Raw genomic sequence first — 24,281 nt, 5'->3', positions numbered from 1 at the left:
GCCCCACTGGGGCTGTTACAGATAGGCCAGCGGCTGCGCGGCCTTTTCCAGCCACAGGCTGGTCTCGGGCGTGCCGTCGCGCAGCGGCAGCTGGCCGACCACGGTGCGCGACACCGCCTCGGCCATCCGCGTCGCCGCGTAGTGGCTGGCGAAGACCGGCTTGAAGCCGCCGCCGGTCAACAGCGCCGCCACCACCTGCTGCTCGTTGTAGCCGCGCCAGCCCCACTCGTCCGGATACGGGTCGGGCAGGCAGATGTCGTGGATGTGCACCAGCACGCCCGGCGCCAGGCAGGGCAGCACCTGGTTGACCAGGAAGTCCACATCGGTGCCAGGCATGGCGATGTGGCTCGAATCGATGAACAGGATGTCGCCTTCGGCCAGGTCGCGATACGGCTCGGTCCCGGCCTCCTGCACCGTCTGCTCGAGATGGGTGATGCCGAGCTCGGCGATGCTGGCCCGCGGCGCCGGGTCGATGGCGGTGAACTCCAACGCCAGGTCGCCGTCGACCGCCGCCCGGATCATGAAGCGGGTGGAATGGCCGGAGCCGACCTCGACGATCCGGGCCGGCTGCCGCGCCCGCACCATGGCATAGGCCGCCGCGGCGTCGAGCCGGGCGAACCAGCCCTGGTTCCAGCGCGGCTGTGGCGGCGGCGATTCGCGCTCGGTCGCGCCGATCGCCAGGAGCCCGTCGCGATAGCCTTCGATGACGTCGAGCACGGCCTGGAACACCGGCTCGGAGGAGCGGAACAGCGCCTCGTGCCCGGCATAGGGCAGGAGCGTATCCGGCACCTCGTCGGCATAGCTGCAAGGGATGAAGAAGCCCTTCGGCTGGCGGCCGAACAGCGTGGCGAGGCCCAGGCGCCAGCGTCGCAGGCGGCGGCCGAAATCGGGAGGAACTGTGTGCGAGCTCAAGGGTGCAACGTCATGCCTTCATGCGCGACCAGCGTCCCGGGACGCCGGCGATCTGCGGCATCCGCGATCCGGTCCAGGAACGCGTCATCGTGATTGGGATCGTGGTGGAACAGCACGACCCGGCCGACATCCGCCGCATCCGCGAGCTTGAGTGCCTCCTGCCAGGTCGAATGGCCCCAGCCGACAAATCTCGGATACTCCTCATCCGTGAACATGGCGTCATACACCATGATGTCGGCACCGCGAACGAAATCGGCGATGACCTGGTCTACCCCTTCCGGCCGATGCTCGGTGTCGGTGATGATGCAGATGCTCTTGCCCCCGACATCGATGCGGTAACCGCAGGCGAGGTTCGGGTGGTTGAGCCAGCAGGTGTTGAGCTTGATGCCCGGGAAGGGCTCCATCGGGGTGCCGCAGTCAAAATCGTGATACTCGCAATCCTGGAAGACGCCGATCGGCACCGGGAACAGCGGCGCCATCATCGTCTCGCACAACACCGAATAGATCGATTTGTTCTGCGGTTTCAGGTGGCCGGCCCAAAAGCGCACCTTGCGGCCCTTGGCGTAGGCCGGCTTGAAGAACGGCACGCCGCAGACATGGTCCCAATGGGTGTGGGTGAAGAAGACGTCGACATCCGGCCGCCCCTCCTCCATCAGCCGGTGGCCCAGGTCCCGCAGACCGGTGCCGCCGTCGATGACGAGGAGGTCGTCGCCGCGCCGGATCTCGATACAGCTCGTGTTCCCGCCGTAGCGCATGTTGCAGGAGGCCGGGCAGGCGATGCTGCCGCGAACACCCCAGAACCGGAGCATAAGGTCGCTCGTTTTCGCCATCGGCGCGTCAGTCTGACTCTCGGCGCGCGGGAAACCATCCGTCACGTCCGAGGACGCCGGCGGAGGGAACATTCGCGCACCGAGTCGCACGAGTCGAGAAAAAAGGTCTTTTCGACATATTGATGGTGAAACACGGCCGGGACCCCGTGTCTGTGTCGCCCGTCACAGGATGCATCGCCGGACTCACGGCCCTTTCTCCTCGCCCGGCTCCTGCCCGCCCAGGGCATAGCCGCCGGGGACGGTCAGCAGCAGCGCGGGCCGCGCCGGGTCGGCCTCGATCTTGCGCCGCAGACGATAGATATGGGTCTCCACCGTGTGGGTGGCGACCCCCGAAGCATAGCCCCAGACGGCGTCGAGCAGGGCGTCGCGCGGCACCGTGGCGCCGTCCTGCCGGCGCAGATGGCGCAGGATCGCCGCCTCCTTTGCGGTGAGCCGGATCTCCCGCCCGTCGGTGGTGTGGATCAGGCGCAGGCCGGTGGGGTCGAAGCGGTAGGGGCCGAGATCGGGGTCCGGCCGGGCCTGGCCGCGCCGGGCCAGGGCGGCGCGCAGGCTGGTCAGCAGCACGCCGATCCGGATCGGCGGGCGCAGCGTCGCATCGGCGTCGGCGAAGCGCTCGGCCCGGTCGCCGATCGCCAGGATCGGCCCGGCGAGGCCGGAGTCGCGCAGCCGGCCGCACAGCGTCTCGGGCGCCGGACCGGCCGCCCCATCGTCGACGATCGCATCATCGATGATCGCAGCGGCGAAATCGCCGCCGGCGACCGCCGCCTCGGCCGCCGCCGCCTCTGCCACCGCCGTGGCGGCAAAATCGGCCGACGCGGCGAACTGCTCGCCCAGCAGCGCGCGCAGCGCGCTGTTGCCGCAGGCGAGAAGAAGCCGTTTTCTGGCGTCGACCGTGTCGGATGCGATGACCATGGGCGGGCAATCTAGCACGGTCGGCAGCGATGGCGACCGAGAGGAGGCGAGGCGGTGGAGGTGGTGGTCTCGGCGGAGGGATGGATCGACTGGGGCGCCGGCCGCAGGCGCTGCGCCCTGGGCAAGGGCGGCGTGCGGCCGGACAAGCGCGAGGGCGACGGGGCGACGCCGACCGGACGGTTCCCGCTGCGCCGGGTGCTGTACCGGCCCGACCGCGGCCCCGCCCCCGCGACCACCCTGCCCCGCGCCGCGATCGCGCCCGGGGACGGCTGGTGCGACGACCCTGCCGACCCGGCCTATAACCGCCCGGTCCGCCTGCCCCACCCCGCCCGGCACGAGCGGATGTGGCGCGACGATTCCCTCTACGACCTGGTGATCGTGATCGGCCACAACGACGACCCGCCGGTCGCCGGCCTCGGCAGCGCCGTCTTCGTCCATCTGGCCCGGCCCGACTGGGGCCCGACCGAGGGCTGCGTCGCCCTCGCCCGGGCCGATCTGCTCGAGCTGCTGGCCGCGGCCGCGCCCGGAGATGCGCTGGTGATCAGGCCGCCGGCCGCTCCGGAGTGACCCGGGCGCCGAACAGCGCGGTGCCGACCCGGACATGGGTCGCGCCATAGCGCACCGCGGTCTCGAAATCGTCGCTCATGCCCATGCTCAGCACCGGCAGGCCGAGCCGCGCGGCCAGGTCGGCCAGCAGCGCGAAATGCAGCGCCGGCGGCTCCTCCACCGGCGGGATGCACATCAAGCCGCGAATCGAGAGGCCGCATTCCCCGGTGCACAGCCGGTAGAGGTCCTCGGTCTCGCGCGGCAGCACGCCGGCCTTCTGCGGCTCCTCGCCGGTGTTGACCTGGATCAGGCAGTCGAGCGTGCGGCCGGCCGCGGCCATCGCCTCGGCCAGGCTGCGCGCCAGCTTCGGGCGGTCGACCGTCTCGATCACGTCAAACAGCCGCACCGCATCCTTGGCCTTGTTGGTCTGCAGCGGCCCGATCAGCCGCAGCTGCAGGTCCGGCCAGGCCGCGCGGCGCTCGGCCCAGCGGGTTTGCGCCTCCTGCACACGGTTCTCGCCGAACACCCGCTGGCCGGCGGCGAGCGCGGCCTCGATGCGGTCCTCCGGCTGGACCTTGGAGACGGCGACGAGGGTGACGGCGGCGGGATCGCGGCCGGCGGTCCTGGCGGCGGCCTCGATCCGCGACCGGACCGCGGCGATCGAGTCTGCGAGTGTGTTGGTCGTCATGTCGCCAGAATCCGGCACAACCATGCGGGATTGCAACGCCCGCGGCGCGGGGCGCAACGCGGCATCGCCGATGGCGGCGTTGGCCGGTGGTCGCGGCGGGCGGCGGAGTCCGCAGGTGTGATGGCCATCATACTGCGACAATCCGGCACGCCGATGCGCAATTGCAACGCCGGCGGCCGGAGCGCGGCCTGGCGCCGCAGGGCCTTAACAGACCCGGACCGCCGTTTTTTCACCACCGAGCAATCCTCGATTTGCCAGCGTTCCGGCCGATCGCAACTGCCCGCTCCGATTCCCGCCAAGGTCGCTCCAGTCGCATGTTGCAATGGAACCACACGTCCCAGCTTTTGTGACTTCTGTGCAACTTGTGGATTGTCGGGTGGCATGGCTGCCCCGTATAACCTGCAGATCGACGCCATTCGCACCCTGGCTGTGGTGTCGTCTTCGAGGGGACATCTAAGGGACATCACGGCCGCTCGGCCGCGTTAGGAGGTTAGGAATGAAGAAGATTCTGCTGGGTGGGACGGCGTTGGCCGCTGCCGCTCTGGTGGCGATGCCGGCGTTCGCGGAAGACAATGCGGTGACGTCCGGCCTGAAGATGAAGATCAGCGGCTTCGTCGCCTGGGAAGCCGGCCTGATCATCGGCTCGAGCGACGACGACCGCGACCGCGAGTACGATTTCAACTCGAACGGCCGTCTGCAGTTCGACATCAGCAACACGACGGACAGCGGCCTGGAGTACGGCGCCCGCATCCGTATGAACAACGTCAACCGTCGCCAGGACGTCACGGTCGACCGGCAGTACGTCTATTTGAAGACTCCCGAAATGGGCACCATCACCCTGGGCGATTCGCCCCAGGTGGCCGGTGACTTCGGTTACTTCTTCGCGCCCGACGACATCCTGAACTCGCCGGGCGGCTACGGCGACAACCTGGACGGCAACTACCGCTACGGCGGCGGTGACTTCTTCTCGCTCGACCCGACCTACCACTCGGGCCTGGATAAGAGCACCAGCATCAAGTACTCCTCGCCGAGCCTCGGCGGCTTCATCTTCGCGGTCGGCTTCACCCCGGTGATCTCCGACACCAAGAACCTCAGCAACGGTACCCAGGGCCGGGCCGATCTGTTCGACGGCGGTCAGGTCTTCGAGAACGCCATCAGCGGCGGCCTCGGCTACGAGGGCGAGTTCGACGGCACCAGCGTCAAGGTCCGCGGCACCGCCAGCTACGCCAACGGCATCGACAACCATTGGGATCTCGAGACCTACAGCGCGGGCGGTCAGGTCGGCTTCGGCGGCATCGTCGCCAGCCTCGTCTGGGTTGGCACGCCGAGCGGCTTCGGCGCGGGCGCGACCGACAAGAACTTCGACACGGTCGGTTTCGGCCTCGGCTACAGCCTGGGCGCCCTGAACTTCGGTCTCGGCTATGCCTATACCTGGGCCGACAAGAACAACGACCTTGAGGGTTCGAGTGCCCAGGGCGGCTTCGACCTGAAGGACAACCACGTCGCGGCTGCGACCGTGAACTATACCCTGGCGCCGGGCCTGAACACCTACGCCGAGGTGATTTACGAAATCCAGAACTTCCGCAAGCAGGATATTGGCGGCGTGACCGTTCAGGACGACAACAGCTGGGAGCAGGCTGTCTTCCAGACCGGCATCTCGGTCGCGTTCTGATCGAACCGATAAAAAGCTAGCCTTCGAGAGGGGAGCGGCTATCATGCCGCTCCCTTTTTCTATCTGGCCCCGCCCATGCCGCCGAGAGTCCTGATCGCCCTGGCGACGGTTGCCCTGTCGCTCGCCGCCTGCTCCTCCGACGACGGCGTCAAGGTCGGCCCCAGCCCGGAGCTGGGTCCATCCCGCGAGCGCACCCCGACCCAGAGCGTCTTCGGAGAGGGTGGACTGAGCTTCGGCGCCGGCGCCGACCAGAACAAGGATCTCGGCGAGGGCGCTGTGCTCGGCGTCAACGCCTATCTCTGGCGGGCCAGCCTGGACACCGTGTCCTTCATGCCGATCACCAGCGCCGACCCGTTCGGCGGCACCATCGTCACCGACTGGTACACGGCGCCCAACGCCCCGAACGAGCGCTACAAGCTGAACGTCTACATCCTCGGCCGCGAGCTCCGCTCCGACGGCGTCCGGGTCAGCGTGTTCCGACAGGTCCAGGGCAGGGGCGGCTGGGCGGATTCGCCGGCCCCCGCCACCATGGCGAGCGCGCTCGAGGACACCATCCTGACCAAGGCGCGGCAGCTGCGCATCACCGGGCTCGAGCAGTCGACCGCTCAGTGACGCCGGCCGCAGGGCCGAGGATCTTCCGGGCGCCGCGGGATTGATCCCCGGCGCCCTTTCCCTGTAAATGCCTGGGTTCGCAGGCACAGAGACCGAAATGTCCCGCTACAACCACCGTGAGACCGAAGCGCATTGGCAGGCCGTGTGGCGGGAGCGCGGCACCTTCCGGCTCGAGACGCTCGGCGACCGGCCGAAATACTACGTGCTGGAGATGTTCCCCTATCCCTCGGGGCGCATCCATATGGGCCATGTCCGCAACTACACGCTGGGCGACGTGGTGGCGCGGCACCGCCGGGCGCTGGGCTTCGACGTGCTGCACCCGATGGGCTGGGACGCCTTCGGCCTGCCGGCGGAGAACGCGGCGATCGAGCGCGGCGCCCATCCGGCCGCTTGGACCTACGAGAACATCGCGGCGATGCGCGGCCAGCTGCAGTCGATGGGGCTGTCGCTGGACTGGGACCGCGAGATCGCGACCTGCCATCCAGACTACTACCGCCACGAACAGAAGATGTTCCTGGACTTCCTGGCGGCGGGCCTGGCCTACCGCAAGGAATCCTGGGTCAACTGGGACCCGGTCGAGAACACCGTCCTGGCCAATGAGCAGGTGATCGACGGCCGCGGCTGGCGCTCCGGCGCGCCGGTCGAGCGGCGCAAGCTGAACCAGTGGTTCCTGCGCATCACCGAATACGCCGACGACCTGCTGGCGGCGCTGCCGACGCTGGAGCGCTGGCCCGAGCGCGTGCGGCTGATGCAGGAGAACTGGATCGGCCGGTCGGTCGGCGCCCGGGTGACCTTCCCGCTGCAGGGCAGGGGCGACGGGCTGGAGATCTTCACCACCCGGCCGGACACGCTGTTCGGCGCCAGCTTCTGCGCCGTCTCGCCCGACCACCCGCTGGCCGACGAGATCGGCCGCGCCAGCCCGGCGGTGGCCGAGTTCGTCGCCGAATGCCGCCGCAGCGGCACCAGCGAGGCCGCGATCGAGACCCAGGAGAAGCGCGGCATCGACACCGGGCTGCGCGCCGTCCATCCGCTCGACCCGAACGTCACGGTGCCGGTTTACGTCGCCAATTTCGTGCTGATGGAATACGGCACCGGCGCCATCTTCGGCTGCCCGGCGCATGACCAGCGCGATTTCGACTTCGCCCGCGCCTACGGCCTGCCGATCATCCCGGTGCTGTGGCCGGCCGGTGAGCCGCGACCGGACGGCGCCGCCATGGCCGAGGCGATGGTCAATGCCGACGGGGCCTTCGCCTACGATCTGGGCCCGCTGACGCCGGACCGCCCGGTGTCGGTGGACGAGGCCAAGGACATCGCCATCGCCGCCCTGCAGCAGTGCAAGGCGGGCGAGGGGACGGTGCGCTACCGGCTGCGCGACTGGGGCGTATCGCGCCAGCGCTACTGGGGCTGCCCGATCCCGATCATCCATTGCGAGCGCTGCGGCATCGTGCCGGTACCGGAGGACCAGCTGCCGGTGACGCTGCCGGAGGATGTGACCTTCGACCAGCCGGGCAACCCGCTGGACCGGCACCCGACCTGGAAGCACGTCGCCTGCCCGAGCTGCGGCGGCGCTGCGCGGCGCGAGACCGACACCTTCGACACCTTCTTCGAATCCTCCTGGTACTTCGCGCGCTTCTGCTCGCCACGGGCCGAGGGCGCCTTCGACCGCGCCGCCGTCGACCGCTGGCTGCCGGTCGACCAGTATGTCGGCGGCATCGAGCATGCGGTGCTGCACCTGCTGTATTCGCGCTTCTTCGTCCGCGCCTTGAAGCGCTGCGGCTATCTGGGCATCGACGAGCCCTTCGCCGGGCTGTTCACCCAGGGCATGGTCACGCACCAGACCTATCGCGACGCCCACGGCGCCTGGCTGTACCCGACCGAGGTCGGCCGCGACGACCAGGGCGTGTGGACGACGCTGGCCGCCGGCGCGCCGGTCACCGCCGGCCGCATCGAGAAGATGTCGAAGTCCAAGCGCAACACGGTCGACCCGCAGGTGATCATCGACACCTACGGCGCCGATGCGGCGCGGCTGTTCATCCTGTCCGACAGCCCGCCGGACCGCGACATGGAGTGGACCGAGGCCGGCATCGAAGGCGCCTGGCGCTATCTGCAGCAGCTGTGGCGGCTGGTGACCGAGGCCCCGGTGGCGCTGCCGGCGGCCGGGGCGCCGCAGCCGAACGGCTTCAGCCCGGCGGCGGAGGGGCTGCGCCGGGCGCTGCACAAGACCATCGCCGGCGTCGGCGATGACCTGGAGCGGTTCCACTTCAACAAGGCCGTGGCCCGCATCCGCGAGCTGACCAACCTGGTCGCCAAGATCGACGGGTCGGGGCAGGGCGAGGCCTGGGCGCTGCGCGAGGCCTTCGACGGCGTGGTCCGGCTGATCGGCCCGATGGTGCCCCATGTCGGCGAGGCGTTGTGGCAGCATCTGGGCCATGACGGGCTCCTGGCCGACGCGCCGTGGCCAAAGGCCGACCCGGCGCTGCTGATCGACGACACCGCCAAGGTCGCGGTCCAGGTCAACGGCAAGCTGCGCGCCACCATCGTGCTGCCGCGCGACGTGGACGAGGCGACGGCGCGCGAGGCCGCGCTGGCCGACGCCAATGTCGCCCGGGCCCTGGAGGGCCGCACCGTCCGCAAGGTCATCGTCGTCCCGAACAGGATCGTCAATGTCGTCGGCTAAGTCCTGGGCTCAACGCGCAGCGCCGCTGCTCCTGGTCCTCGCGCTTGGGGCCTGCGGGCTAAGGCCGCTCTACGGCACCAACTCGGTCGGCGCGGCGATGTCCGACCGGCTGGGGCAGATCAATGTCGGCATCATCGGCGAGCGGTCGGGCCAGATCCTGCGCACCGAGCTGATCCGCACTCTCAACCCTCAGGGCCGCCCAGCCCAGCCGGCCTACGACCTCGCCGTCACGGTCGCCGAATCGCAGCAGGACGTGAACCTGATCAGCGACCTGACCACCACCCGCAAGAACCTGACGATGACGGCCAGCTTCGTGCTGACCGACCGCAAGACCGGCCAGCCGGTGTTCTCCGATTCGGTCAGCGAGATCACCAGCTTCAACATCCTGGCCGACCAGTACACGACCCTGGTCGGCGAGCGCGACGCGCGCGAGCGGGCGCTGCGTTCGGTCGGCGAGGACATCCGCACCCGCCTCGCGCTCTATTTCGACCGGCATCCGTGAAGCTGCCGCCGAACCGGATCGACAGCTTCGTCCGGCGGCCCGACCCCGGCATCCGCGCGGTCTTGCTGTACGGCCCGGATGCCGGCGCCGTGCGTGACTATGCCGACACGCTGGCCCGCGGCGTGATCGATCCGCCGACCGACCCGTTCCGCGTCGCCGAGCTGGCCTCGGCCGAGATCGGCCGTGACCCGGCCCGGCTGGTCGACGAGGTGTTCGCCCTATCGCTGATCGGCGGCCGCCGCCTGGTGCGGGTGCGCGACGCCAGCGATGCGGTGGCGCCAGCGCTGGAGGCCGTGCTGGCGGGCGGCGAGACCGACACGCTGGTGGTGCTGGAGGCCGACGAGCTGACGCCGCGCTCGGCCCTGCGCAAGCTGGCGGAGGGGGCGGAGGGCGCGGCTGCGATCGCCTGCTACATGCCGGATGAGGAGGCGATCGGCCGCTTCATCCACCGCCTCTTGTCCGAGGCCAAGGTCTCGGCCGATGGCGAGGCCGAGCATCTGCTGGCCGCGTCGCTGGTGGGCGACCGCCAGATCGCCCGGCGCGAGGTCGAGAAGCTGATCGCCTATGCCGGGGAGGGCGGTCGCGTCGATGTCGAGGCGGTGCGCGCCTGCATCGGCGACGCCACCGAGCGGTCGCTGGACGACCTGGCGATGGCGGTGGCCGATGGCGACCTGCCGGGCCTGGACCGCGCGCTCAACCGGCTGCTGTCGGAGGGCGGCGAGGCGGTCGGTATCCTGCGCGCGGTGCAGCGGCACTTTCTGCGGCTGCACCAGCTGGCGGTGATGATCGACAGCGGCGACGCGCCGGACGCGGCGATGGCGGCGCTGCGGCCGCCGGTGTTCTTCAAGGCCAAGGCGGCGATCCGCGGCCAGGTCCGGCGCTGGAATCAGGGCCAGATCGGCGAGGCGCTGCGCCGCCTGATCGAGGCCGAGGCCGAATGCAAACGCACCGGCCGCCCGCCGGAAACCGTCTGCGCCGCCACGCTGCTGCGCATCGCGCGGGCAGTTGCGCGGAAGGGGTGAGGCGCTATTCCCGTTACAGTCTGGGAAGTGATGCGCTGCGCACCCGAGATCATCAATGCCGTCTCGGCTTTGGTAGATTCTTTGCCTCTTTCGCCAGAGATGCGATGCGTTCGTCGGCCTCCCTCTGACGTTCAAGCTTTCGGTACCGATCAAACTCCTCGTATTGGTGCTCGGCCTTTCGTTTTGCATCGGTAGCGCTCACGCTTCCGCCGCACTTAGCACAACTCGCCCGAGGTGGCGCAACTGCTGATCGAGAAGGTTTTGTGCGTCTCGCATTACAACAAACCTGCCTATGTCGAGCTGATCTTCAAATATGTCTAGCAATATGGAAGTGAGGCGATTTAGTTCTTTGATTTCTGGCTCGGTTAGATAGTTTTTTGACACAGTTACATCTGATTTTCTTATCTGATCGTTTGGCCAGCTCTGCAAGCCCATATTCTTCAAATTGCGATTCGCTCTTTCAGCAATTATCTCTGCAGGCGTATGCGAGGTAACGGAATAGACAAGCTTTGCTTGCGTCCGTTGATAGAATTCGCGTGCGGATTCCGTTGTGCCATCACAATCCTGACACATAGCGCAAATTCGGCGCAGCTCACGATAAATATTGGCTTCGTCCGATCGAATGTCGCGAATGATCTCGCGTAGCTCGGCTACCCGATCGGCATTCTCAGGCTGCTTGAGACGGGGAGCATCTACAACAAAGCCCTTCTTGGCAAATTGGACAAGGACGCTGGTAGCCCATCGCCGGAAAACCGTCGCCTGCGCTGAGGACACGCGATAACCGACAGAGATCACGACATCCAGATTATAGAGGGCCGCCGGCCGGCCGGTGGTTGTTTGCGCTTTTTGCAAAGAAGTCGATTCGTCCAGCTCGCCTTCTTCGAACACGTTGGCGATATGTCGCGATATGGTCGACACATCGCGGCCGAAGAGCTGGCCAATCTGCGCCTGCGACATCCAAAGAGTGTCCCCTTCGTAGCGGATGTCCAGACGCAGCCCCTTGTCGGTCCCGTATACGAGAAATCTGTCTCCCGTTTCGGCATCCTCCAGCAGATGCACGGGCTCATTCTTGTCTTCACTCAAAGGTCCATCCGACTCGACCGTAGAGGAACATTATAGCAACTTTTAAGGGAGTACGCTGGGCTCGCGGGCCGATTCGTTACCGCGAAGCGCCCCTACCACTTCTCCTTCGTGCCCTGCAGCCGCATCAGCAGGGCGCTGAACTGGTCGAGGTTGCTGTACTGGATGTGGATCGTGCCGCTGGTGTTGTCGCGGGTGTCGATCTTCACCTTGAACCCCAGCCGGGTCTCGATGTCCTGTTCCATCGCCACAATGTTGGGGTCGCGCACGGCCGGGCGGGACGGGGCAGGGGGCTGCTCGCGGGCGTCGCGGGCCAGCTGCTCGGTCTGGCGGACGTTCAGCCCCTTGGCGATCACTGTCCGCGCCGCCGCCTCCGGGTCCGGGCAGCCCAGCAGCGCCCGGGCGTGGCCGGCCGTCAGCAGCCCCTCCTGCAGCTGCGCCAGCACCGTGTCCGGCAGGTCGAGCAGGCGCAGCGTGTTGGCGATGTGGCTGCGGCTCTTGCCCACCGCCTGGGCCACATCCTCCTGGGTCAGGCTGAAATCGGCGATCAGCCGCTGATAGCCCTCGGCCTCCTCCAACGCCGTCAGGTCCTGGCGCTGGACGTTCTCGATGATCGCGATCTGCAGCGCGTCGCGGTCCGACATCGGCCGGACCACCACCGGCACCTCGTGCAGCTTGGCCTTCTGCGCCGCCCGCCAACGGCGTTCGCCGGCGATGATGTGGTAGCGGTCGGCCTTGCCATCGACCGGGCGCACCAGGATCGGCTGCAGCACGCCCTGGGTGCGGATCGACTCGACCAGCCGGTCCATTTCGGCCTCGTCGAACTTCCGCCGCGGCTGGAACGGGCCCGGGCTCAGGAACTCGACCGGCAGGCTGCGCGGCGCCCGCGGCTCGCCGCCAGCGCTGGCGGCGGCGATGTCGGCCTCCTCGGCCTCGCCGAACAGGGCGTCGAGGCCGCGGCCCAGGCTGGGGCGGCGGCGATGGCTGCTCTCGGCCGCGCTCATGCCGCGCTCCTCTGCTCTTCGCGCTTCAGCATTTCCGACGCGAGATGGACATAGGCCTGGGCCCCGGAGGAGGCGAGGTCGTAGACCAGGACCGGCTTGCCGTGCGACGGCGCCTCGGAGACGCGGACGTTCCGCGGGATCACCGTCTCGTACACCTTGGCCCCGAGATGCTGGCGCACGTCGCGCGCCACCATGTCGGAGAGGTTGTTGCGCCGGTCATACATGGTCAGCACGATTCCCTGCATCTCGAGCGCCGGGTTGAAGGCCTTGCGGACGCGCTCGATCGTCCGCATCAGGTGGCTGAGGCCCTCCAGCGCATAGAACTCGCATTGCAGCGGCACCAGCACGGCATCGGCCGCGGTCAACGCGTTGAGGGTGAGGAGGCCGAGCGAGGGCGGGCAGTCGATCAGGATGTAGTCGTAGCCGTCGGCATGGGGCCTGAGCGCGCTGCGCAGCCGGTATTCGCGCCGCACCGCCTCGACCAGCTGCACCTCGGCGCCGGCGAGGTCGACCGAGGCCGGGATCAGGTCCAGCCCCGGCACCTCGGTCGCGACCGCCGAATCGGCGACGCTGGTGGTGCCGAACAGCAGGTCGTAGGAGCCGACGCCGCGCTTGGCCCGCGGCAGGCCCAGGCCGGTGGAGGCGTTGCCCTGCGGGTCAAGGTCGATCACCAGCACGCGCTTGCGCACGGCGGCCAGCGCGGTCGCCAGGTTGATCGCCGTGGTGGTCTTGCCGACACCGCCCTTCTGGTTGGCGATGGCGATGGTGCGGGTGAGGCGGGGCATTTCGGCCACCGGGCTCATGGTTGTCATCTGGGCGTCATCAGCCACGGGCGAACCCCTCGATGCGGATGAGCACGGCGTCGGGATCGGTCCGGCTCGGATGGAGGTCTATGGTCATCTTCGGTGATGCGGCCAGGGTGGTCAAATCAACCCTGGTCAATTCGGCCTCGGCGCCGCGGCCCTTGGGAAAGAGCGCGACAGTGTTCGGGCCGGCGAATCGGGCGGCGTGGCCGAGCAGGACGGGCAGGGCGGCCAGGGCGCGGGCGGTCACCACATCGGCGGGGAAGGGCGGCACCTGCTCGATCCGCTTGGCATGGACCGTCACCGGTGCCCGTGTTTCACGTGAAACAGCGCGCAGGAACTCGGCCTTGCGCTGATCGCTCTCGATCAGGTGGGTGTCGAGCCCGGTCGCCAACGCCAGCACCAGCCCGGGGAAGCCTGCGCCGCTGCCGAGATCGACCAGCGTCCGGGCGGTGGCCGGGATCAGCGGCACCAGCTGCAGCGAATCCTCGAAATGCCGCCGCCGCAGCTCCGGCAGGGTGGAAGGCGCGACCAGGTTGATCGCCCCCTGCCACTTCCGCAGCAGCGCCTCGTAACAGTCGAGCTTGTCGGCAAGATCCGCGGGCGGCGGGAAGGCCGCCTCAGGCGATGGCACGCCGGTCCTCCGAGTCGCGCCGGACATGCTTCAGCAGGGCCACCAGCGCCGCCGGGGTCACGCCCGGCAGCCGGGCCGCGGCGCCCAGGGTCGGCGGCCGTGACCGCTTCAGGATCTGCCGGATCTCGGCCGACAGGCTGCCGATCGCGTCGACATCCAGCTCTGCCGGCAGGGCCAGCCCCTCGTCGCGGCGGAAGGCGCGGATATCGGCCTCCTGCCGGTCGAGATAGCCCGCGTATTTCGCCTCGGTCTCGACCTGCTCCGCCACCGCCTCCGGCCATTCCGCCAGCTCCGGCCAGATGCGGGCGAGGGCGGGCAGGTCGATCCCGGGATAGCGCAGCAGATCCATGCCGTCGCGGCGCACGCCGTCCTGGTTGACCGCCAGGCCGTGGCGCCGGGCCTCGGTCGGGGTCAAGGACAACGCGCGGATCCGCTGCCGCGCCGCCTCCAGCGCCGCCGATTTGCGGGCGAACAGGTCCTGCCGGTCCGCCCCGACGCAGCCGGCGGCGATGCCGCGGGCGGTCAGGCGCTGGTCGGCATTGTCGGCGCGCAGCACCAGCCGGTACTCGGCGCGCGAGGTGAACATGCGGTAGGGCTCGGGCGCGCCCCGCGTCACCAGATCGTCGATCATCACGCCGGTATAGGCCTCGGCCCGGTCGAGCAGCAGCGGGTCGTTGCCGGCCACGGCGCGGGCGGCGTTCAGCCCGGCCATCAGCCCCTGGGCCGCGGCCTCCTCATAGCCCGTCGTACCGTTGATCTGGCCGGCCAGGAACAGCCGCGGTATCGCCCGCAGCATCAGCGACCGGTCGAGCTGCCGCGGGTCGACGAAATCATATTCGATGGCATAGCCGGGGCGCAGGATCACGGCCTTCTCCAGCCCCGGGATGCCGCGCACCAGGCCCTCCTGCACGTCGCGGGGCAGGGAGGTGGAGATGCCGTTCGGGTAGACCGTCGGGTCGTCCAGCCCCTCCGGCTCGAGGAAGATCTGATGCCGCTCCTTGTCGGCGAAGCGCACCACCTTGTCCTCGATCGAGGGGCAGTAGCGCGGGCCGACGCTGTCGATCTGACCGGAATACATCGGCGCCCGATGCAGGTTGGCGCGGATCAGCGCATGCGCCGCCGGTGTGGTGGAGGTGATGAAGCAGGAGACCTGCGGCACCGTGATCCGGTCGGTGAGGTCGGAGAACGGCACCGGCGGGTCGTCGCCCTTCTGCTCCTCCAGCGCCGCCCAGTCGATGGTGCGGCCGTCGAGCCGCGGCGGCGTGCCGGTCTTGAGCCGGCCGAGGGTGAGGCCGAGCCGGTGCAGCGTCCCGGCCAGGCCGATCGACGGCGCGTCGCCGACCCGGCCAGCCGGGCGCTTCTCCTCGCCGATATGGATCAGCCCGTTGAGGAAGGTGCCGGTGGTCAGCACCACGGCCCCGGCCGCCAGCGTGCGGCCGTCGGCCAGCACCACGCCGGAGACGCCGCCGGCCGAATCGAAGACCAGGTCCTCGACCGAGCCGGCAACGAGATCGAGATCCGACTGCTCGGCCAGCACCGCCTGCATCGCCTGGCGGTACAGCTTGCGGTCGGCCTGAGCGCGGGGGCCGCGCACCGCCGGCCCCTTGCTGCGGTTGAGGATGCGGAACTGGATGCCGGCGCGGTCGATCACCCGGCCCATGATGCCGTCCAGCGCATCGATCTCGCGCACCAGATGGCCCTTGCCCAGGCCGCCGATGGCCGGGTTGCAGGACATCTCGCCGATCGAATCGAGCCGCTGGGTGACCAGCGCCGTGCGCGCGCCGAACCGCGCCGCGGCCGCCGCCGCCTCGCATCCGGCATGGCCGCCGCCGACCACGATGACATCATACTGTTCCATGGCGGCGGACTTTACGGAGGCGACGCCGCAGGGTCAAATGCAGGCGTACGAAACCGGGTGTTTCACGTGAAACATCGCGGCGAGCATCTGCAACTGCCGGTTCAGACCTGCCGGACGATGCGCCCGATCACATTGACGAGAAGGCGCGCAGCGGTGAGCGCCGTGATGCCGTCGATGTCAGCGGGCGTTTGGAATTCAACGAGGTCGAAGCCGGCAAGGCGTCCGCGCCGGCTCACCCCCTCGATCAGTCCGATCGCCTGCTGATAGGTCAGCCCGCCGGGCGTGCGGCCGGCAACCCCCGGCATCACGCTGGGATCGAGCCCGTCGCAGTCGAGGGTCACGACGACACGCGCGCCCGCGGGTATGTGCCTGAGGGCGGCTTCGATGCCCTCGGCGTGGATCTCCCGCGCCGTGACGAGATGCGCACCCCAGCGCCTGGCGGCCTCGACCTCCAAGGGCCGGGCACTGCCGACGCCCCGGATACCCGCCTGCACGATGCCGGCGACATGAGGCATCTCGCTCGCCCGGCGCATGGTGCTGGAATAGCCCAGGGGCTCGCCGTAACGCTCGTCGCGCCAGTCGATATGGGCATCGATCTGCAGGATCCAGATCGGGCCATGACCGGCAAAGCCGGCGATGAAGGGGATGGGAACGGAATCATCGCCCCCGATCATCAGCGGTGCGGCGCCGGCGGCAAGGATGGCGCGCGTCTTCTCTTCGATCAGCTTCCGATTTCCGGCATTGTCGGAGATCGACGTCGGCAGGTCGCCGGCATCGACACAGCAGGGCTCGCGGCCCTCGAAGAGGGGGCCGCCGAGGTCGAAATCCCAGCTGTCGAGGAACTGCGCATCGTCCCGGCTGGCAGCGCGGATGGCTGCCGCCGCGCCGGCGAAACCTGAAGAATCGGCGCCGGGATAGGTGCTGCCATGGGGCGCGCCGAACAGCATGATGCGGGGTTGCATGCCGCCCGGCAGCTGTGCGGGAAAATCGAGAAAGCCGGGATGCGGGGACATTCTCGGATGATCCTTGTTGCAGAGTTCGGAAGGTGATCGAACAGGCGAAAGCAGCCTCGACTTTGTACGCTCTCGGCGGAAGGGAACAACCGTGCTGTCCATCGTCTCGACCCTGACTGTCGCTGCCATGGTGCTGGCCGCCGCCCTGACCGTCCCGCTGCCCCTGCCGCAGCCGGCGGTCCCGCCGGTCACGGCGGCGATCGAGTTCCGGCTGGCCCAAGCGGAGCCCGGGCCGGGCCTGACAGCCGTCGAGAAGGATGGTCGGACGCTCTATCTCCAGCCGCAGGTCATCATCTCCACACCCGACATCGCCTCCGCCGAACAGAGCTTCGACCCGCTCTGGGGGCAGCCCGTCGTTTCGCTGGAGCTGAACAGTGCCGGCCGCGACCGCCTCGCCGCGTTCACCGCGACCCATATCGGCAGGACGCTCGCCATCATAGTCGATGGTGCACTGGTGACGGCGCCGGTCATCCAGAGCGTGATCCCCGACGGCCGGCTGCAGATCAGCGGCGTGCAGAGCCTGGCCGAGGCCATGGATCTCGCCGGCAAGCTCGGCCGCTCGCCGGCACCATCCAGTCGTTCGCTGGCGGATTCGCTCAGGGGCCGGTTCGAGCGCCTCTGACGCCACCGGCGCTGTTCCACGTGAAACATCTCATTTGCCGATGCAGAAGCTGCCGAACAGCTGGTCGAGCATGTCCTCCACATCGACCCGGCCGGTGATGCGGCCGATCGCGCGCAGGGCCAGCCGCAGATCCTCCGCCGCCAGCTCGGGCAGCGGCGCGGACGGAACCCGGGCCAGGGCATCGCGCGCATCCTGCAACGCCGCACGGTGACGGGCGCGGGTGAGGGCGGGTGAGCCGTCGCCGGTCAGCCGCCGCTCCACCGCCTCGGCCAGGACGTCGAGCAGCTGGTCCAGGCCGGCGCCGGTGCGGACGGAGAGGGCAATCTCGTCCGCCGCCCGCGGCGCATCGGGCGTGCGGTCGATCTTGTTGACCACGCGAATGGTGTCCGGCCCGGGGCCCAACGACGGATCGGCGGGGGCAGGCTCGCCGGCGTCGCGGATGACCAGGCGCAGATCGGCCGCGGCGGCGCGACTGTGCGACCGGCGAATGCCCTCCGCCTCGATCTCGTCGGCGGTGTCGCGCAGCCCGGCGGTGTCGGCCAGCACCACGGGAAAGCCGCGCAGGTCGAGCGCGACCTCGACCACATCCCGGGTGGTGCCCGGCCGGTCGGAGACGATCGCCGCGTCGCGCCGGGCCAGCGCGTTCAGCAGGCTGGACTTGCCGGCATTGACCGGGCCGAGGATGGCGATGTGCACGCCCTCGCGCAGCCGCTCGCCGCGGCCGGCATCGTCGAGATGGGCGGCGATGGCGGCCGAGACCTCGGCCACGATCCGCTCCGCCTCCGCTGCCAGGTCGGGCGGCAGCCCCTCATCAGGGAAGTCAAGCGCCGCCTCGGTCATCGCCAGGGCCCGCATCAGCACCGACCGCCAGCCTTCATAGAGCTGGCCCAGCGCACCGCCGAGCTGGCGCAGCGCCTGCAACCGCTGGGCCTTGGTCTCGGCGTCGACGAGGTCGGCCACCGCCTCGGCCTCGGTCAGGTCGAGCTTGCCGGCCAGGAAGGCGCGTCGGGTGAACTCGCCGGGCTCGGCAGGGCGCAACCCTGCGATCCGGGACAGCGCCTCGACCACGCCACGAGTCACCGCCCAGCCGCCATGGAGATGCAGCTCGACGACATCCTCGCCGGTGTAGCTGGCCGGTCCCGGGAACCAGAGCACCAGGCCGCGGTCCAACGTCGCGCCGTCGGCCGAGTCGCGCAGTTCCGCCAGCGTCGCCAGGCGAGGGGCGGGCAGGGGACGGCCGGTCAGCGCCCGCAAGGCCGGCTCGGCGCCGGGACCGGAGATCCGCAGCACCGCCACCCCGCCTCGCCCGGCAGGGGTCGCCGGGGCGAAGATGGTGTCGCGGGAGGTCATGGGGGCGGTCCAGCCTCGACCGCTGTTTCACGTGAAACACACACGCTCAGGACTTGCCCCCCTTGCCGCCGGTCATGCCTTGCCAGAAGGCGCGCTGCAGCGTCTCGAAACCCTCGATGCTGGCCGGCAGCCAGGTCTTGAACAGCGCCTCAGGCTCCATCGCCGCCAGGTTGGCACGCATCCGGTCCTCCAGGTCCTTGAGCAGCGCCTGCTGCATCGGGCCGACATCCGGCAGGCCGAAGAAGGCGCGGGCTTCCTCCGGCGTACAATCGATATCGATCGAAACCTTCATCGGGTGCCTCCATGGTGTTGGCAGCGGAGTTGGCGGCGTTATCCTGGCAGGAGAGTATAGCGTCCGGCGCCAGCGCCAAGACACAGCGGGATATCGAGATGCCGAACCGCCTCGCCGAGGAGACCAGCCCCTACCTGCTGCAGCACGCCGACAATCCGGTGGACTGGCAGCCCTGGGGTCCGGAGGCCTTCGCCCGGGCCCGGGCCGAGAACAAGCCGGTGCTGCTGTCGGTCGGCTACGCCGCCTGCCACTGGTGCCATGTCATGGCGCATGAGAGCTTCGAGGACCCCGCCATCGCCGCGGTGATGAACCAGCTCTTCGTGTCGATCAAGGTCGACCGCGAGGAGCGGCCGGATGTCGACACCATCTACCAGTCGGCGCTGGCGATGCTGGGGCAGCAGGGCGGTTGGCCGCTGACCATGTTCCTGACCCCGGAGGGCGCGCCGTTCTGGGGCGGCACCTATTTCCCGCCGACCAGCCGCTGGGGCCGGCCCGGCTTCACCGACGTGCTGCGCGGCCTGTCCGCCGCCTATGCCACCGAGCCGGAGAAGGTGACGAGCAACGTCGCCGCCCTGGCCGAGGCCCTGGCCAAGCAGTCCGAGAACCAGCCCGGCGCCGGGCTGAGCCTGGAGGTGCTGGACCAGGTGGCGAAGCAGCTGGCCGGGCAGTTCGACCCGGTCTGGGGTGGGCTGCGCGGCGCCCCGAAATTCCCGCAGCCGGGACTCCTCGAGCTGCTGTGGCGCGGCTGGCGTCGGTCCCGGCAGCCGGCCTGGCGCGACGCCGTGCTGCGCACCCTGACGGCGATGGGCCAGGGCGGGATCTACGACCATCTCGGCGGCGGCTTCGCCCGCTACTCGACCGACGAGGAGTGGCTGGCGCCGCATTTCGAGAAGATGCTGTACGACAACGCCCAGCTGGTCGACCTGCTGACCCTGGCCTGGCAGGAGACGCGCGATCCCCTGTACGCGTCCCGGGTCGAGGAGACGGTCGCCTGGATCGAACGCGAGATGATCGCCGAGGGCGGCGCCTTCGCCGCGACGCTGGACGCCGACAGCGAGGGCGAGGAGGGCCGCTTCTATGTCTGGAGCGAGGCCGAGATCGACGCCGTACTCGGGGAACGCGCGGCCGCGTTCAAGCAGGCGTACGACGTCGCGCCGGGCGGCAACTGGGAAGGCAAGACCATCCTCAACCGCCGCCATGACCCGGCGCTGCGCGACGCCGAGACCGAGGCGGCGCTGGCCGCGGACCGGGCCGTACTCCTCGACCGCCGGGCCGTACGCGTACGACCGGGCTGGGACGACAAGGTGCTGGCCGACTGGAACGGGCTGATGATCGCGGCCCTGGCCCGCGCGGCCCTAGCCTTCGACCGGCCGGAGTGGATTGATCTCGCCGAGACCGCCTTCGCCGCCGTGGTCCGGCAGCTCGGGCAGGGCGACCGTCTGGCGCATGCCTGGCGCCGCGGCAAGGCGACGGCGCCCGGGCTGCTGGAGGATTACGCGGACATGGCCGCGGCGGCGCTGGTGCTGCACGAGGCGACGGAGATGACAGCCTATCTTGAGCACGCCAAGCTCTGGACCGCGGTGCTCGACGCTCATTTCTGGGATGGTGGCCGCGGCGGGTACTTCCTGACCGCGGATGACGGCGAGGCGCTGATCGTGCGCACCAAGAGCGCGTACGACGCCGCGGTCCCGTCCGGCAATGGCACCATGCTGGGAGTGCTGACGCGGCTGCATCACCTGACCGGCGACCGGCTGTACGCGCTGCGCGCCGATTCCCTGATCGCGGCGTTCACCGGCGAGCTGCAGCGCAACTTCATCCCGCTCGCCACCTGGCTGAACCGAGCCGAGGACCGGATGGAGCCGCTGCAGATCGTGGTCATCGGGCGCAAGGACGATGCCGCCACGCAGGCCCTCCTGCGGGCGGTGCACGGCCGGTCGCTGCCGGGCCGGATGCTGCTGCGGCTCGACCCCGGCGCGGCCCTGCCGGACGATCATCCCGCCGCCGGCAAGACGATGCTGGACGGCAAGCCCACCGCCTATCTGTGCCGCGGGCCGGTGTGCCAGGCGCCGGTCACCACGCCGCAGGCGCTGCTGGAGCTGATCGGGCCATGACCGCGCGCAGCCGAGCGCCCACCGACCGGGCCACCGCCACGATCGACACCCCGGTCGGGCCGGTGCGGATCACCGTTGCCGGGGGCGTGGTGGCCGCTGTCGACCATGTCCAGGATCCGGCCGACGACGTGCCGCCGACGGACAAGCTGCTGCGCAAGGCGATCCGGCAGATCGAGGAATACTTCGCCGGCAAGCGCCGCCGCTTCGATCTGCCGATGGCGCCGGCCGCCAGCCCGTTCCAGGCGCGGGTGCGGCAGGCGATCATCGACATTCCCTATGGCGAGGCCGCGTCCTATGGCGGCGTGGCGCATATCCTGAACAGCGGCCCGCGCGCCGTCGGACAGGCCTGCGGCCGCAACGACCTGGTGCTGCTGGTGCCCTGCCACCGCGTCATCGGCGCCGGCGGCACCCTCGGCGGCTACGGCAGCACCTCCGGCCTGGAACGCAAACGCCGGCTGCTCGCCTTCGAGGGATATCCGGGCGAATTCGCGTCGAATTGAATCGATCCAAGACCCAGGTCGCGGTGGTTGTTCGGCCACCGTGACAAGCCCGCCGGGCTCCGGCTATCGTCCACCCGTCTGATCGATTGCTTCGTCCACCGCAACGCTCGAGGGAGAGCGACTCCATGGCGACAGTCACCATCACCGCTGCCGATGGCGGCCGCTTCAACGCCTATCTCGCGCGGCCGGCCTCGGGCTCCGGGCCGGGCATCCTCGTCATCCAGGAGATCTTCGGCGTCAACGCGGTGATGCGCCAGATCTGCGACGACCTCGCCGCCCAGGGCTATGTCGCGCTGTGCCCCGACCTGTTCTGGCGGCAGGAGCCGGGCGTCGACATCACCGACAAGTCGCAGGCGGAGTGGGACAAGGCCTTCGCCTTGTTCAACGGCTTCAACGAGACCGCCGGCGTCGAGGACCTGATCGCCTCGCTGGCGGCGCTGCGCGATCTGCCGGAATGCACCGGCCGCGCCGGGGCCATCGGCTACTGCCTGGGCGGCCGCCTGGCCTTCCTGATGGCCACCCGCTCGGACGCCGACTGCGCCGTCAGCTATTACGGCGTCGGCATCGACAAGTTGCTCGGCGAGGCCAGCGCCATCACCCGGCCGCTGATGCTGCACATCGCCGAAAAGGACCGCTTCGTGCCGCCGGAGGCCCAGGACCAGATCCGCGCCCGCATGGCGTCGCTGCCGACGGTCACGGTGCATGCCTATCCCGGCCTCGACCACGCCTTCGCCCGCGTCGGCGGCGAGCATTACGACGCGGCCGGCGCCACCCTGGCGAACGACCGCACCGCCGCCTTCCTGAAAACCCATCTCGGCTGAGGGAATCCCATGGTCCACGCCATCCGCATCCACGAGACCGGCGGCCCCGAGGCGATGCGCTGGGAGCCGGTCGACGTGCCGGCGCCCGGTCCGGGCGAGGTCCGGATCCGCCACACCGCGGTCGGGCTGAACTATATCGACACCTATATCCGCGCCGGGCTCTACAAGGCGCAGCTGCCGCTGGTTCTGGGCCAGGAGGCGGCCGGGGAGATCGTCGCGGTCGGCCCGGACGTCACCGGCTTCAAGCCCGGCGACCGCGTCGGCTACGGCAACGGCCCGACCGGCAGCTATGCCGAGGAGCGGGTGATCCCGGCCGAGAAGGTGGTGAAGATCCCGGACGGCGTCACCGACCGCACCGCGGCCGCGATCCTGCTGAAGGGGCTGACCGCCTGGTACCTGCTGCGCCGCACCTTCCCGGTCCAGCCCGGCCAGACCATCCTGTTCCACGCCGCCGCCGGCGGCGTCGGGCAGATCGCCTGCCAATGGGCCAAGCATCTCGGCGCCACCGTGATCGGCACCGCCGGCGGGCCGGAGAAGGTGGCTCTGGCCCGCGCCGCCGCCGGCTGCGACCATGTGATCGACTATTCGACCGAGGATTTCGTCGCCCGAATCCGCGCCATCACCGGCGGCAAGGGCGTGCCGGTGGTCTATGACGGTGTCGGCAAGACCACCTTCGACGGCTCGCTCGATTGCCTGTCGCCGCGCGGCATGATGGTGACCTTCGGCAACGCCTCCGGCCCAGTGGCGCCGATCAGCCCGCTGGTGCTGTCGCAGAAGGGCTCGCTGTTCCTGACCCGGCCGACGCTGGGCAGCTACATCGCCACAAGGCCGGAATACGAGGCCGCCGCGGCGGAGCTGTTCGACGTGGTGGCGAAGGGCGCAGTGAAGATCTCGATCGCCCAGACCTACCCGCTGCGCGAAGCCGCCCAGGCCCATCGCGACCTAGAGGCGCGGAAGACCACGGGGTCGACGGTGCTGCTGCCGTAAGATCGGCTCCCGCTCTTCTCGAGGCCGTCATGGCGAGGCACGCAGCGCCGTGGCCATCCAGGGGTCTGTGCCGCTGGATGGCCACGCCCCTTCGGGCTCGCCATGACGATGATGGGCTTGGTGCCCTACGGCGCCGGCGCGGCCGGGGCGGCGTAGGCGCGGAGGAAGGCGTCGACCCCGCTCCTGAGCCCGCGCTCGATCCGCTCCTCGCTCGGCATCTCGATGCCGAGCTCCATCCGCATCTTCATGTGGCCGAGGATCATGGCGCCGAATTGCTCGGCCGCCAGCTCCGGGTCCGGCACCGCCAGCACGCCGCGGGCGTTGGCGGCGGTGAAGAAGGTCGTCAGATGCGCCTTGCCCTGGCCCGGGCCGGCCTCATACATCGCCCGGCCGAGCTCCGGGAAGCGGCCCGCTTCCGCCAGCACGTTGCGGTACACCTTGATGACGTCCGGATTCAGGATGAAGCGCAGCAGCGTGCCGCCGGCCTCCATCAGTGCGGCCCGCAGGTCGTCCGGCGGCGGCGACATCGCCGCCAGACGCTCGAAGGCGCGGCAGGCGGTGCCGACGATCGCCGTGAACAGCTCCTCCTTGCTGGCGAAATGGGCGTAGAGCGTGGCCTTGGACACGCCCGCCTCGCGCGCGATCGCATCCATGCTGGCCGTGCCGTAGCCCTGCTCCAGGAAAACGCGATACGCCGCCTTCAGGATCTGGTCGGGCTTCCGGCTGGCGACGGCTGGCGGCGGAAGCGTCTCGGCGAAGGGACAGGTCATTGGCATACAGATACGGGAAGTTTGAACTAAACTGAACCGTTCAGTTTCATCTTGACAGCAGAT

Annotated in this window: 24 protein-coding genes; 11 read left to right on the top strand and 13 right to left on the bottom strand. The window is 69.4% G+C overall.

The window, feature by feature from the left end:
• Window positions 1-15: 15 nt before the first annotated feature.
• From AAHM41_RS01450 to AAHM41_RS01440, 3 genes are all read right to left on the bottom strand, one after another.
• A complete protein-coding gene (locus tag AAHM41_RS01450; protein ID WP_342234716.1) occupies window positions 16-912 on the bottom strand; it encodes a class I SAM-dependent methyltransferase in 897 nt (298 codons plus the stop codon).
• Window positions 909-1,721, bottom strand: a complete 813-nt coding sequence (locus AAHM41_RS01445) for an MBL fold metallo-hydrolase (RefSeq protein ID WP_342234715.1) — start codon at window positions 1,719-1,721, stop codon at window positions 909-911. The genes AAHM41_RS01450 and AAHM41_RS01445 overlap by 4 nt, the downstream gene beginning before the upstream one ends.
• 204 nt (window positions 1,722-1,925) lie before the next feature.
• Entirely contained in the window at window positions 1,926-2,654 is a 729-nt protein-coding gene (locus AAHM41_RS01440; protein WP_342234714.1) for a response regulator transcription factor, read from the bottom strand.
• A 54-nt stretch (window positions 2,655-2,708) separates the two neighbouring features.
• On the opposite strand from AAHM41_RS01440, the gene AAHM41_RS01435 reads away from it, so the two are divergent.
• Window positions 2,709-3,221, top strand: coding sequence for a L,D-transpeptidase family protein (locus AAHM41_RS01435; RefSeq protein WP_342234713.1), 513 nt, complete (start codon window positions 2,709-2,711; stop codon window positions 3,219-3,221).
• Here AAHM41_RS01435 and AAHM41_RS01430 read toward each other — a convergent pair.
• Entirely contained in the window at window positions 3,196-3,888 is a 693-nt protein-coding gene (locus AAHM41_RS01430) for a YggS family pyridoxal phosphate-dependent enzyme (protein ID WP_342234712.1), read from the bottom strand. The genes AAHM41_RS01435 and AAHM41_RS01430 overlap by 26 nt on opposite strands.
• A 496-nt stretch (window positions 3,889-4,384) precedes the next feature.
• On the opposite strand from AAHM41_RS01430, the gene AAHM41_RS01425 reads away from it, so the two are divergent.
• From AAHM41_RS01425 to holA, 5 genes are all read left to right on the top strand, one after another.
• On the top strand, window positions 4,385-5,560 hold the full coding sequence (locus AAHM41_RS01425; RefSeq protein ID WP_342234711.1) for a porin: 1,176 nt from the start codon (window positions 4,385-4,387) through the stop codon (window positions 5,558-5,560).
• A gap of 75 nt (window positions 5,561-5,635) precedes the next feature.
• On the top strand, window positions 5,636-6,172 hold the full coding sequence (locus AAHM41_RS01420) for a DUF3576 domain-containing protein (RefSeq protein ID WP_342234710.1): 537 nt from the start codon (window positions 5,636-5,638) through the stop codon (window positions 6,170-6,172).
• 97 nt (window positions 6,173-6,269) lie between these two features.
• A complete protein-coding gene (gene leuS / locus AAHM41_RS01415) occupies window positions 6,270-8,849 on the top strand; it encodes a leucine--tRNA ligase (RefSeq protein ID WP_342234709.1) in 2,580 nt (859 codons plus the stop codon).
• Window positions 8,836-9,351, top strand: coding sequence for an LPS assembly lipoprotein LptE (gene lptE, locus AAHM41_RS01410; RefSeq protein WP_342234708.1), 516 nt, complete (start codon window positions 8,836-8,838; stop codon window positions 9,349-9,351). Before leuS ends, lptE begins: the two co-directional genes overlap by 14 nt.
• Complete coding sequence (gene holA, locus AAHM41_RS01405; RefSeq protein ID WP_342234707.1) at window positions 9,348-10,373, top strand: DNA polymerase III subunit delta; 1,026 nt, start codon at window positions 9,348-9,350, stop codon at window positions 10,371-10,373. Before lptE ends, holA begins: the two co-directional genes overlap by 4 nt.
• Window positions 10,374-10,571: 198 nt before the next feature.
• Here the strand turns inward: holA and rhuM are convergent, their stop codons facing one another.
• From rhuM to AAHM41_RS01375, 6 genes are all read right to left on the bottom strand, one after another.
• Window positions 10,572-11,456: a RhuM family protein gene (gene rhuM / locus AAHM41_RS01400; protein WP_342234706.1), complete on the bottom strand. Its 885-nt coding sequence runs from the start codon at window positions 11,454-11,456 to the stop codon at window positions 10,572-10,574.
• Window positions 11,457-11,548: 92 nt separating this feature from the next.
• The gene (locus AAHM41_RS01395) at window positions 11,549-12,457 is read right to left on the bottom strand and encodes a ParB/RepB/Spo0J family partition protein (protein WP_342234705.1); all 909 of its coding nucleotides are present in this window, start codon (window positions 12,455-12,457) and stop codon (window positions 11,549-11,551) included.
• Window positions 12,454-13,242: a ParA family protein gene (locus AAHM41_RS01390; protein WP_342234704.1), complete on the bottom strand. Its 789-nt coding sequence runs from the start codon at window positions 13,240-13,242 to the stop codon at window positions 12,454-12,456. Before AAHM41_RS01390 ends, AAHM41_RS01395 begins: the two co-directional genes overlap by 4 nt.
• A gap of 37 nt (window positions 13,243-13,279) precedes the next feature.
• Window positions 13,280-13,894 (bottom strand): 16S rRNA (guanine(527)-N(7))-methyltransferase RsmG, encoded by a 615-nt coding sequence (gene rsmG / locus AAHM41_RS01385; RefSeq protein WP_342234703.1) that lies wholly within the window; start codon window positions 13,892-13,894, stop codon window positions 13,280-13,282.
• Window positions 13,881-15,752: a tRNA uridine-5-carboxymethylaminomethyl(34) synthesis enzyme MnmG gene (gene mnmG, locus AAHM41_RS01380; RefSeq protein ID WP_342234702.1), complete on the bottom strand. Its 1,872-nt coding sequence runs from the start codon at window positions 15,750-15,752 to the stop codon at window positions 13,881-13,883. The genes rsmG and mnmG overlap by 14 nt, the downstream gene beginning before the upstream one ends.
• Before the next feature lie 101 nt (window positions 15,753-15,853).
• Window positions 15,854-16,765: an arginase family protein gene (locus tag AAHM41_RS01375; protein WP_342234701.1), complete on the bottom strand. Its 912-nt coding sequence runs from the start codon at window positions 16,763-16,765 to the stop codon at window positions 15,854-15,856.
• Between the two features lie 91 nt (window positions 16,766-16,856).
• Here AAHM41_RS01375 and AAHM41_RS01370 point away from each other — a divergent pair, with 91 nt between their 5' ends.
• A complete protein-coding gene (locus AAHM41_RS01370; RefSeq protein ID WP_342234700.1) occupies window positions 16,857-17,387 on the top strand; it encodes a SecDF P1 head subdomain-containing protein in 531 nt (176 codons plus the stop codon).
• 30 nt (window positions 17,388-17,417) lie between these two features.
• On the opposite strand, the gene mnmE is transcribed toward AAHM41_RS01370, so the two are convergent.
• Entirely contained in the window at window positions 17,418-18,737 is a 1,320-nt protein-coding gene (gene mnmE, locus AAHM41_RS01365; RefSeq protein ID WP_342234699.1) for a tRNA uridine-5-carboxymethylaminomethyl(34) synthesis GTPase MnmE, read from the bottom strand.
• Window positions 18,738-18,783: 46 nt separating this feature from the next.
• On the bottom strand, window positions 18,784-19,029 hold the full coding sequence (locus AAHM41_RS01360) for a DUF6489 family protein (RefSeq protein ID WP_342234698.1): 246 nt from the start codon (window positions 19,027-19,029) through the stop codon (window positions 18,784-18,786).
• Between the two features lie 98 nt (window positions 19,030-19,127).
• On the opposite strand from AAHM41_RS01360, the gene AAHM41_RS01355 reads away from it, so the two are divergent.
• The 4 genes from AAHM41_RS01355 to AAHM41_RS01340 all read left to right on the top strand — a co-directional run bounded on the left by AAHM41_RS01355 (window position 19,128) and on the right by AAHM41_RS01340 (window position 23,448).
• The gene (locus AAHM41_RS01355; RefSeq protein ID WP_342234697.1) at window positions 19,128-21,140 is read left to right on the top strand and encodes a thioredoxin domain-containing protein; all 2,013 of its coding nucleotides are present in this window, start codon (window positions 19,128-19,130) and stop codon (window positions 21,138-21,140) included.
• Window positions 21,137-21,640, top strand: a complete 504-nt coding sequence (locus AAHM41_RS01350; RefSeq protein WP_342234696.1) for a methylated-DNA--[protein]-cysteine S-methyltransferase — start codon at window positions 21,137-21,139, stop codon at window positions 21,638-21,640. The genes AAHM41_RS01355 and AAHM41_RS01350 overlap by 4 nt, the downstream gene beginning before the upstream one ends.
• 125 nt (window positions 21,641-21,765) lie before the next feature.
• Window positions 21,766-22,461 carry a dienelactone hydrolase family protein gene (locus AAHM41_RS01345; protein WP_342234695.1) on the top strand — a complete coding sequence of 232 codons (696 nt, stop codon included), beginning with the start codon at window positions 21,766-21,768 and terminating at the stop codon, window positions 22,459-22,461.
• 9 nt (window positions 22,462-22,470) lie between these two features.
• Window positions 22,471-23,448: a quinone oxidoreductase family protein gene (locus AAHM41_RS01340; RefSeq protein ID WP_342234694.1), complete on the top strand. Its 978-nt coding sequence runs from the start codon at window positions 22,471-22,473 to the stop codon at window positions 23,446-23,448.
• A 125-nt stretch (window positions 23,449-23,573) separates the two neighbouring features.
• Here AAHM41_RS01340 and AAHM41_RS01335 read toward each other — a convergent pair whose 3' ends face one another.
• Window positions 23,574-24,218 carry a TetR/AcrR family transcriptional regulator gene (locus tag AAHM41_RS01335; RefSeq protein WP_342234693.1) on the bottom strand — a complete coding sequence of 215 codons (645 nt, stop codon included), beginning with the start codon at window positions 24,216-24,218 and terminating at the stop codon, window positions 23,574-23,576.
• Between the last annotated feature and the right edge of the window lie 63 nt (window positions 24,219-24,281).

The sequence above is a fragment of the Inquilinus sp. OTU3971 genome, assembly GCF_038440215.1.
Note: the sequence above shows the minus strand (reverse complement) of the source record. Positions and strands in the feature narration are given on the sequence as shown.

Bases quoted from the DNA above. Each gene is read 5' to 3' on its own strand.
- AAHM41_RS01445 (WP_342234715.1), bottom strand. From the start codon at position 1,721: ATGCTCCGGTTCTGGGGTGTTCGCGGCAGCATCGCCTGCCCGGCCTCC.
- AAHM41_RS01440 (WP_342234714.1), bottom strand. From the start codon at position 2,654: ATGGTCATCGCATCCGACACGGTCGACGCCAGAAAACGGCTTCTTCTC.
- AAHM41_RS01430 (WP_342234712.1), bottom strand. From the start codon at position 3,888: ATGACGACCAACACACTCGCAGACTCGATCGCCGCGGTCCGGTCGCGG.
- AAHM41_RS01425 (WP_342234711.1), top strand. From the start codon at position 4,385: ATGAAGAAGATTCTGCTGGGTGGGACGGCGTTGGCCGCTGCCGCTCTG.
- AAHM41_RS01420 (WP_342234710.1), top strand. From the start codon at position 5,636: ATGCCGCCGAGAGTCCTGATCGCCCTGGCGACGGTTGCCCTGTCGCTC.
- leuS (WP_342234709.1), top strand. From the start codon at position 6,270: ATGTCCCGCTACAACCACCGTGAGACCGAAGCGCATTGGCAGGCCGTG.
- lptE (WP_342234708.1), top strand. From the start codon at position 8,836: ATGTCGTCGGCTAAGTCCTGGGCTCAACGCGCAGCGCCGCTGCTCCTG.
- AAHM41_RS01395 (WP_342234705.1), bottom strand. From the start codon at position 12,457: ATGAGCGCGGCCGAGAGCAGCCATCGCCGCCGCCCCAGCCTGGGCCGC.
- AAHM41_RS01390 (WP_342234704.1), bottom strand. From the start codon at position 13,242: ATGCCCCGCCTCACCCGCACCATCGCCATCGCCAACCAGAAGGGCGGT.
- mnmG (WP_342234702.1), bottom strand. From the start codon at position 15,752: ATGGAACAGTATGATGTCATCGTGGTCGGCGGCGGCCATGCCGGATGC.
- AAHM41_RS01375 (WP_342234701.1), bottom strand. From the start codon at position 16,765: ATGTCCCCGCATCCCGGCTTTCTCGATTTTCCCGCACAGCTGCCGGGC.
- mnmE (WP_342234699.1), bottom strand. From the start codon at position 18,737: ATGACCTCCCGCGACACCATCTTCGCCCCGGCGACCCCTGCCGGGCGA.
- AAHM41_RS01360 (WP_342234698.1), bottom strand. From the start codon at position 19,029: ATGAAGGTTTCGATCGATATCGATTGTACGCCGGAGGAAGCCCGCGCC.
- AAHM41_RS01355 (WP_342234697.1), top strand. From the start codon at position 19,128: ATGCCGAACCGCCTCGCCGAGGAGACCAGCCCCTACCTGCTGCAGCAC.
- AAHM41_RS01350 (WP_342234696.1), top strand. From the start codon at position 21,137: ATGACCGCGCGCAGCCGAGCGCCCACCGACCGGGCCACCGCCACGATC.
- AAHM41_RS01345 (WP_342234695.1), top strand. From the start codon at position 21,766: ATGGCGACAGTCACCATCACCGCTGCCGATGGCGGCCGCTTCAACGCC.
- AAHM41_RS01340 (WP_342234694.1), top strand. From the start codon at position 22,471: ATGGTCCACGCCATCCGCATCCACGAGACCGGCGGCCCCGAGGCGATG.
- AAHM41_RS01335 (WP_342234693.1), bottom strand. From the start codon at position 24,218: ATGACCTGTCCCTTCGCCGAGACGCTTCCGCCGCCAGCCGTCGCCAGC.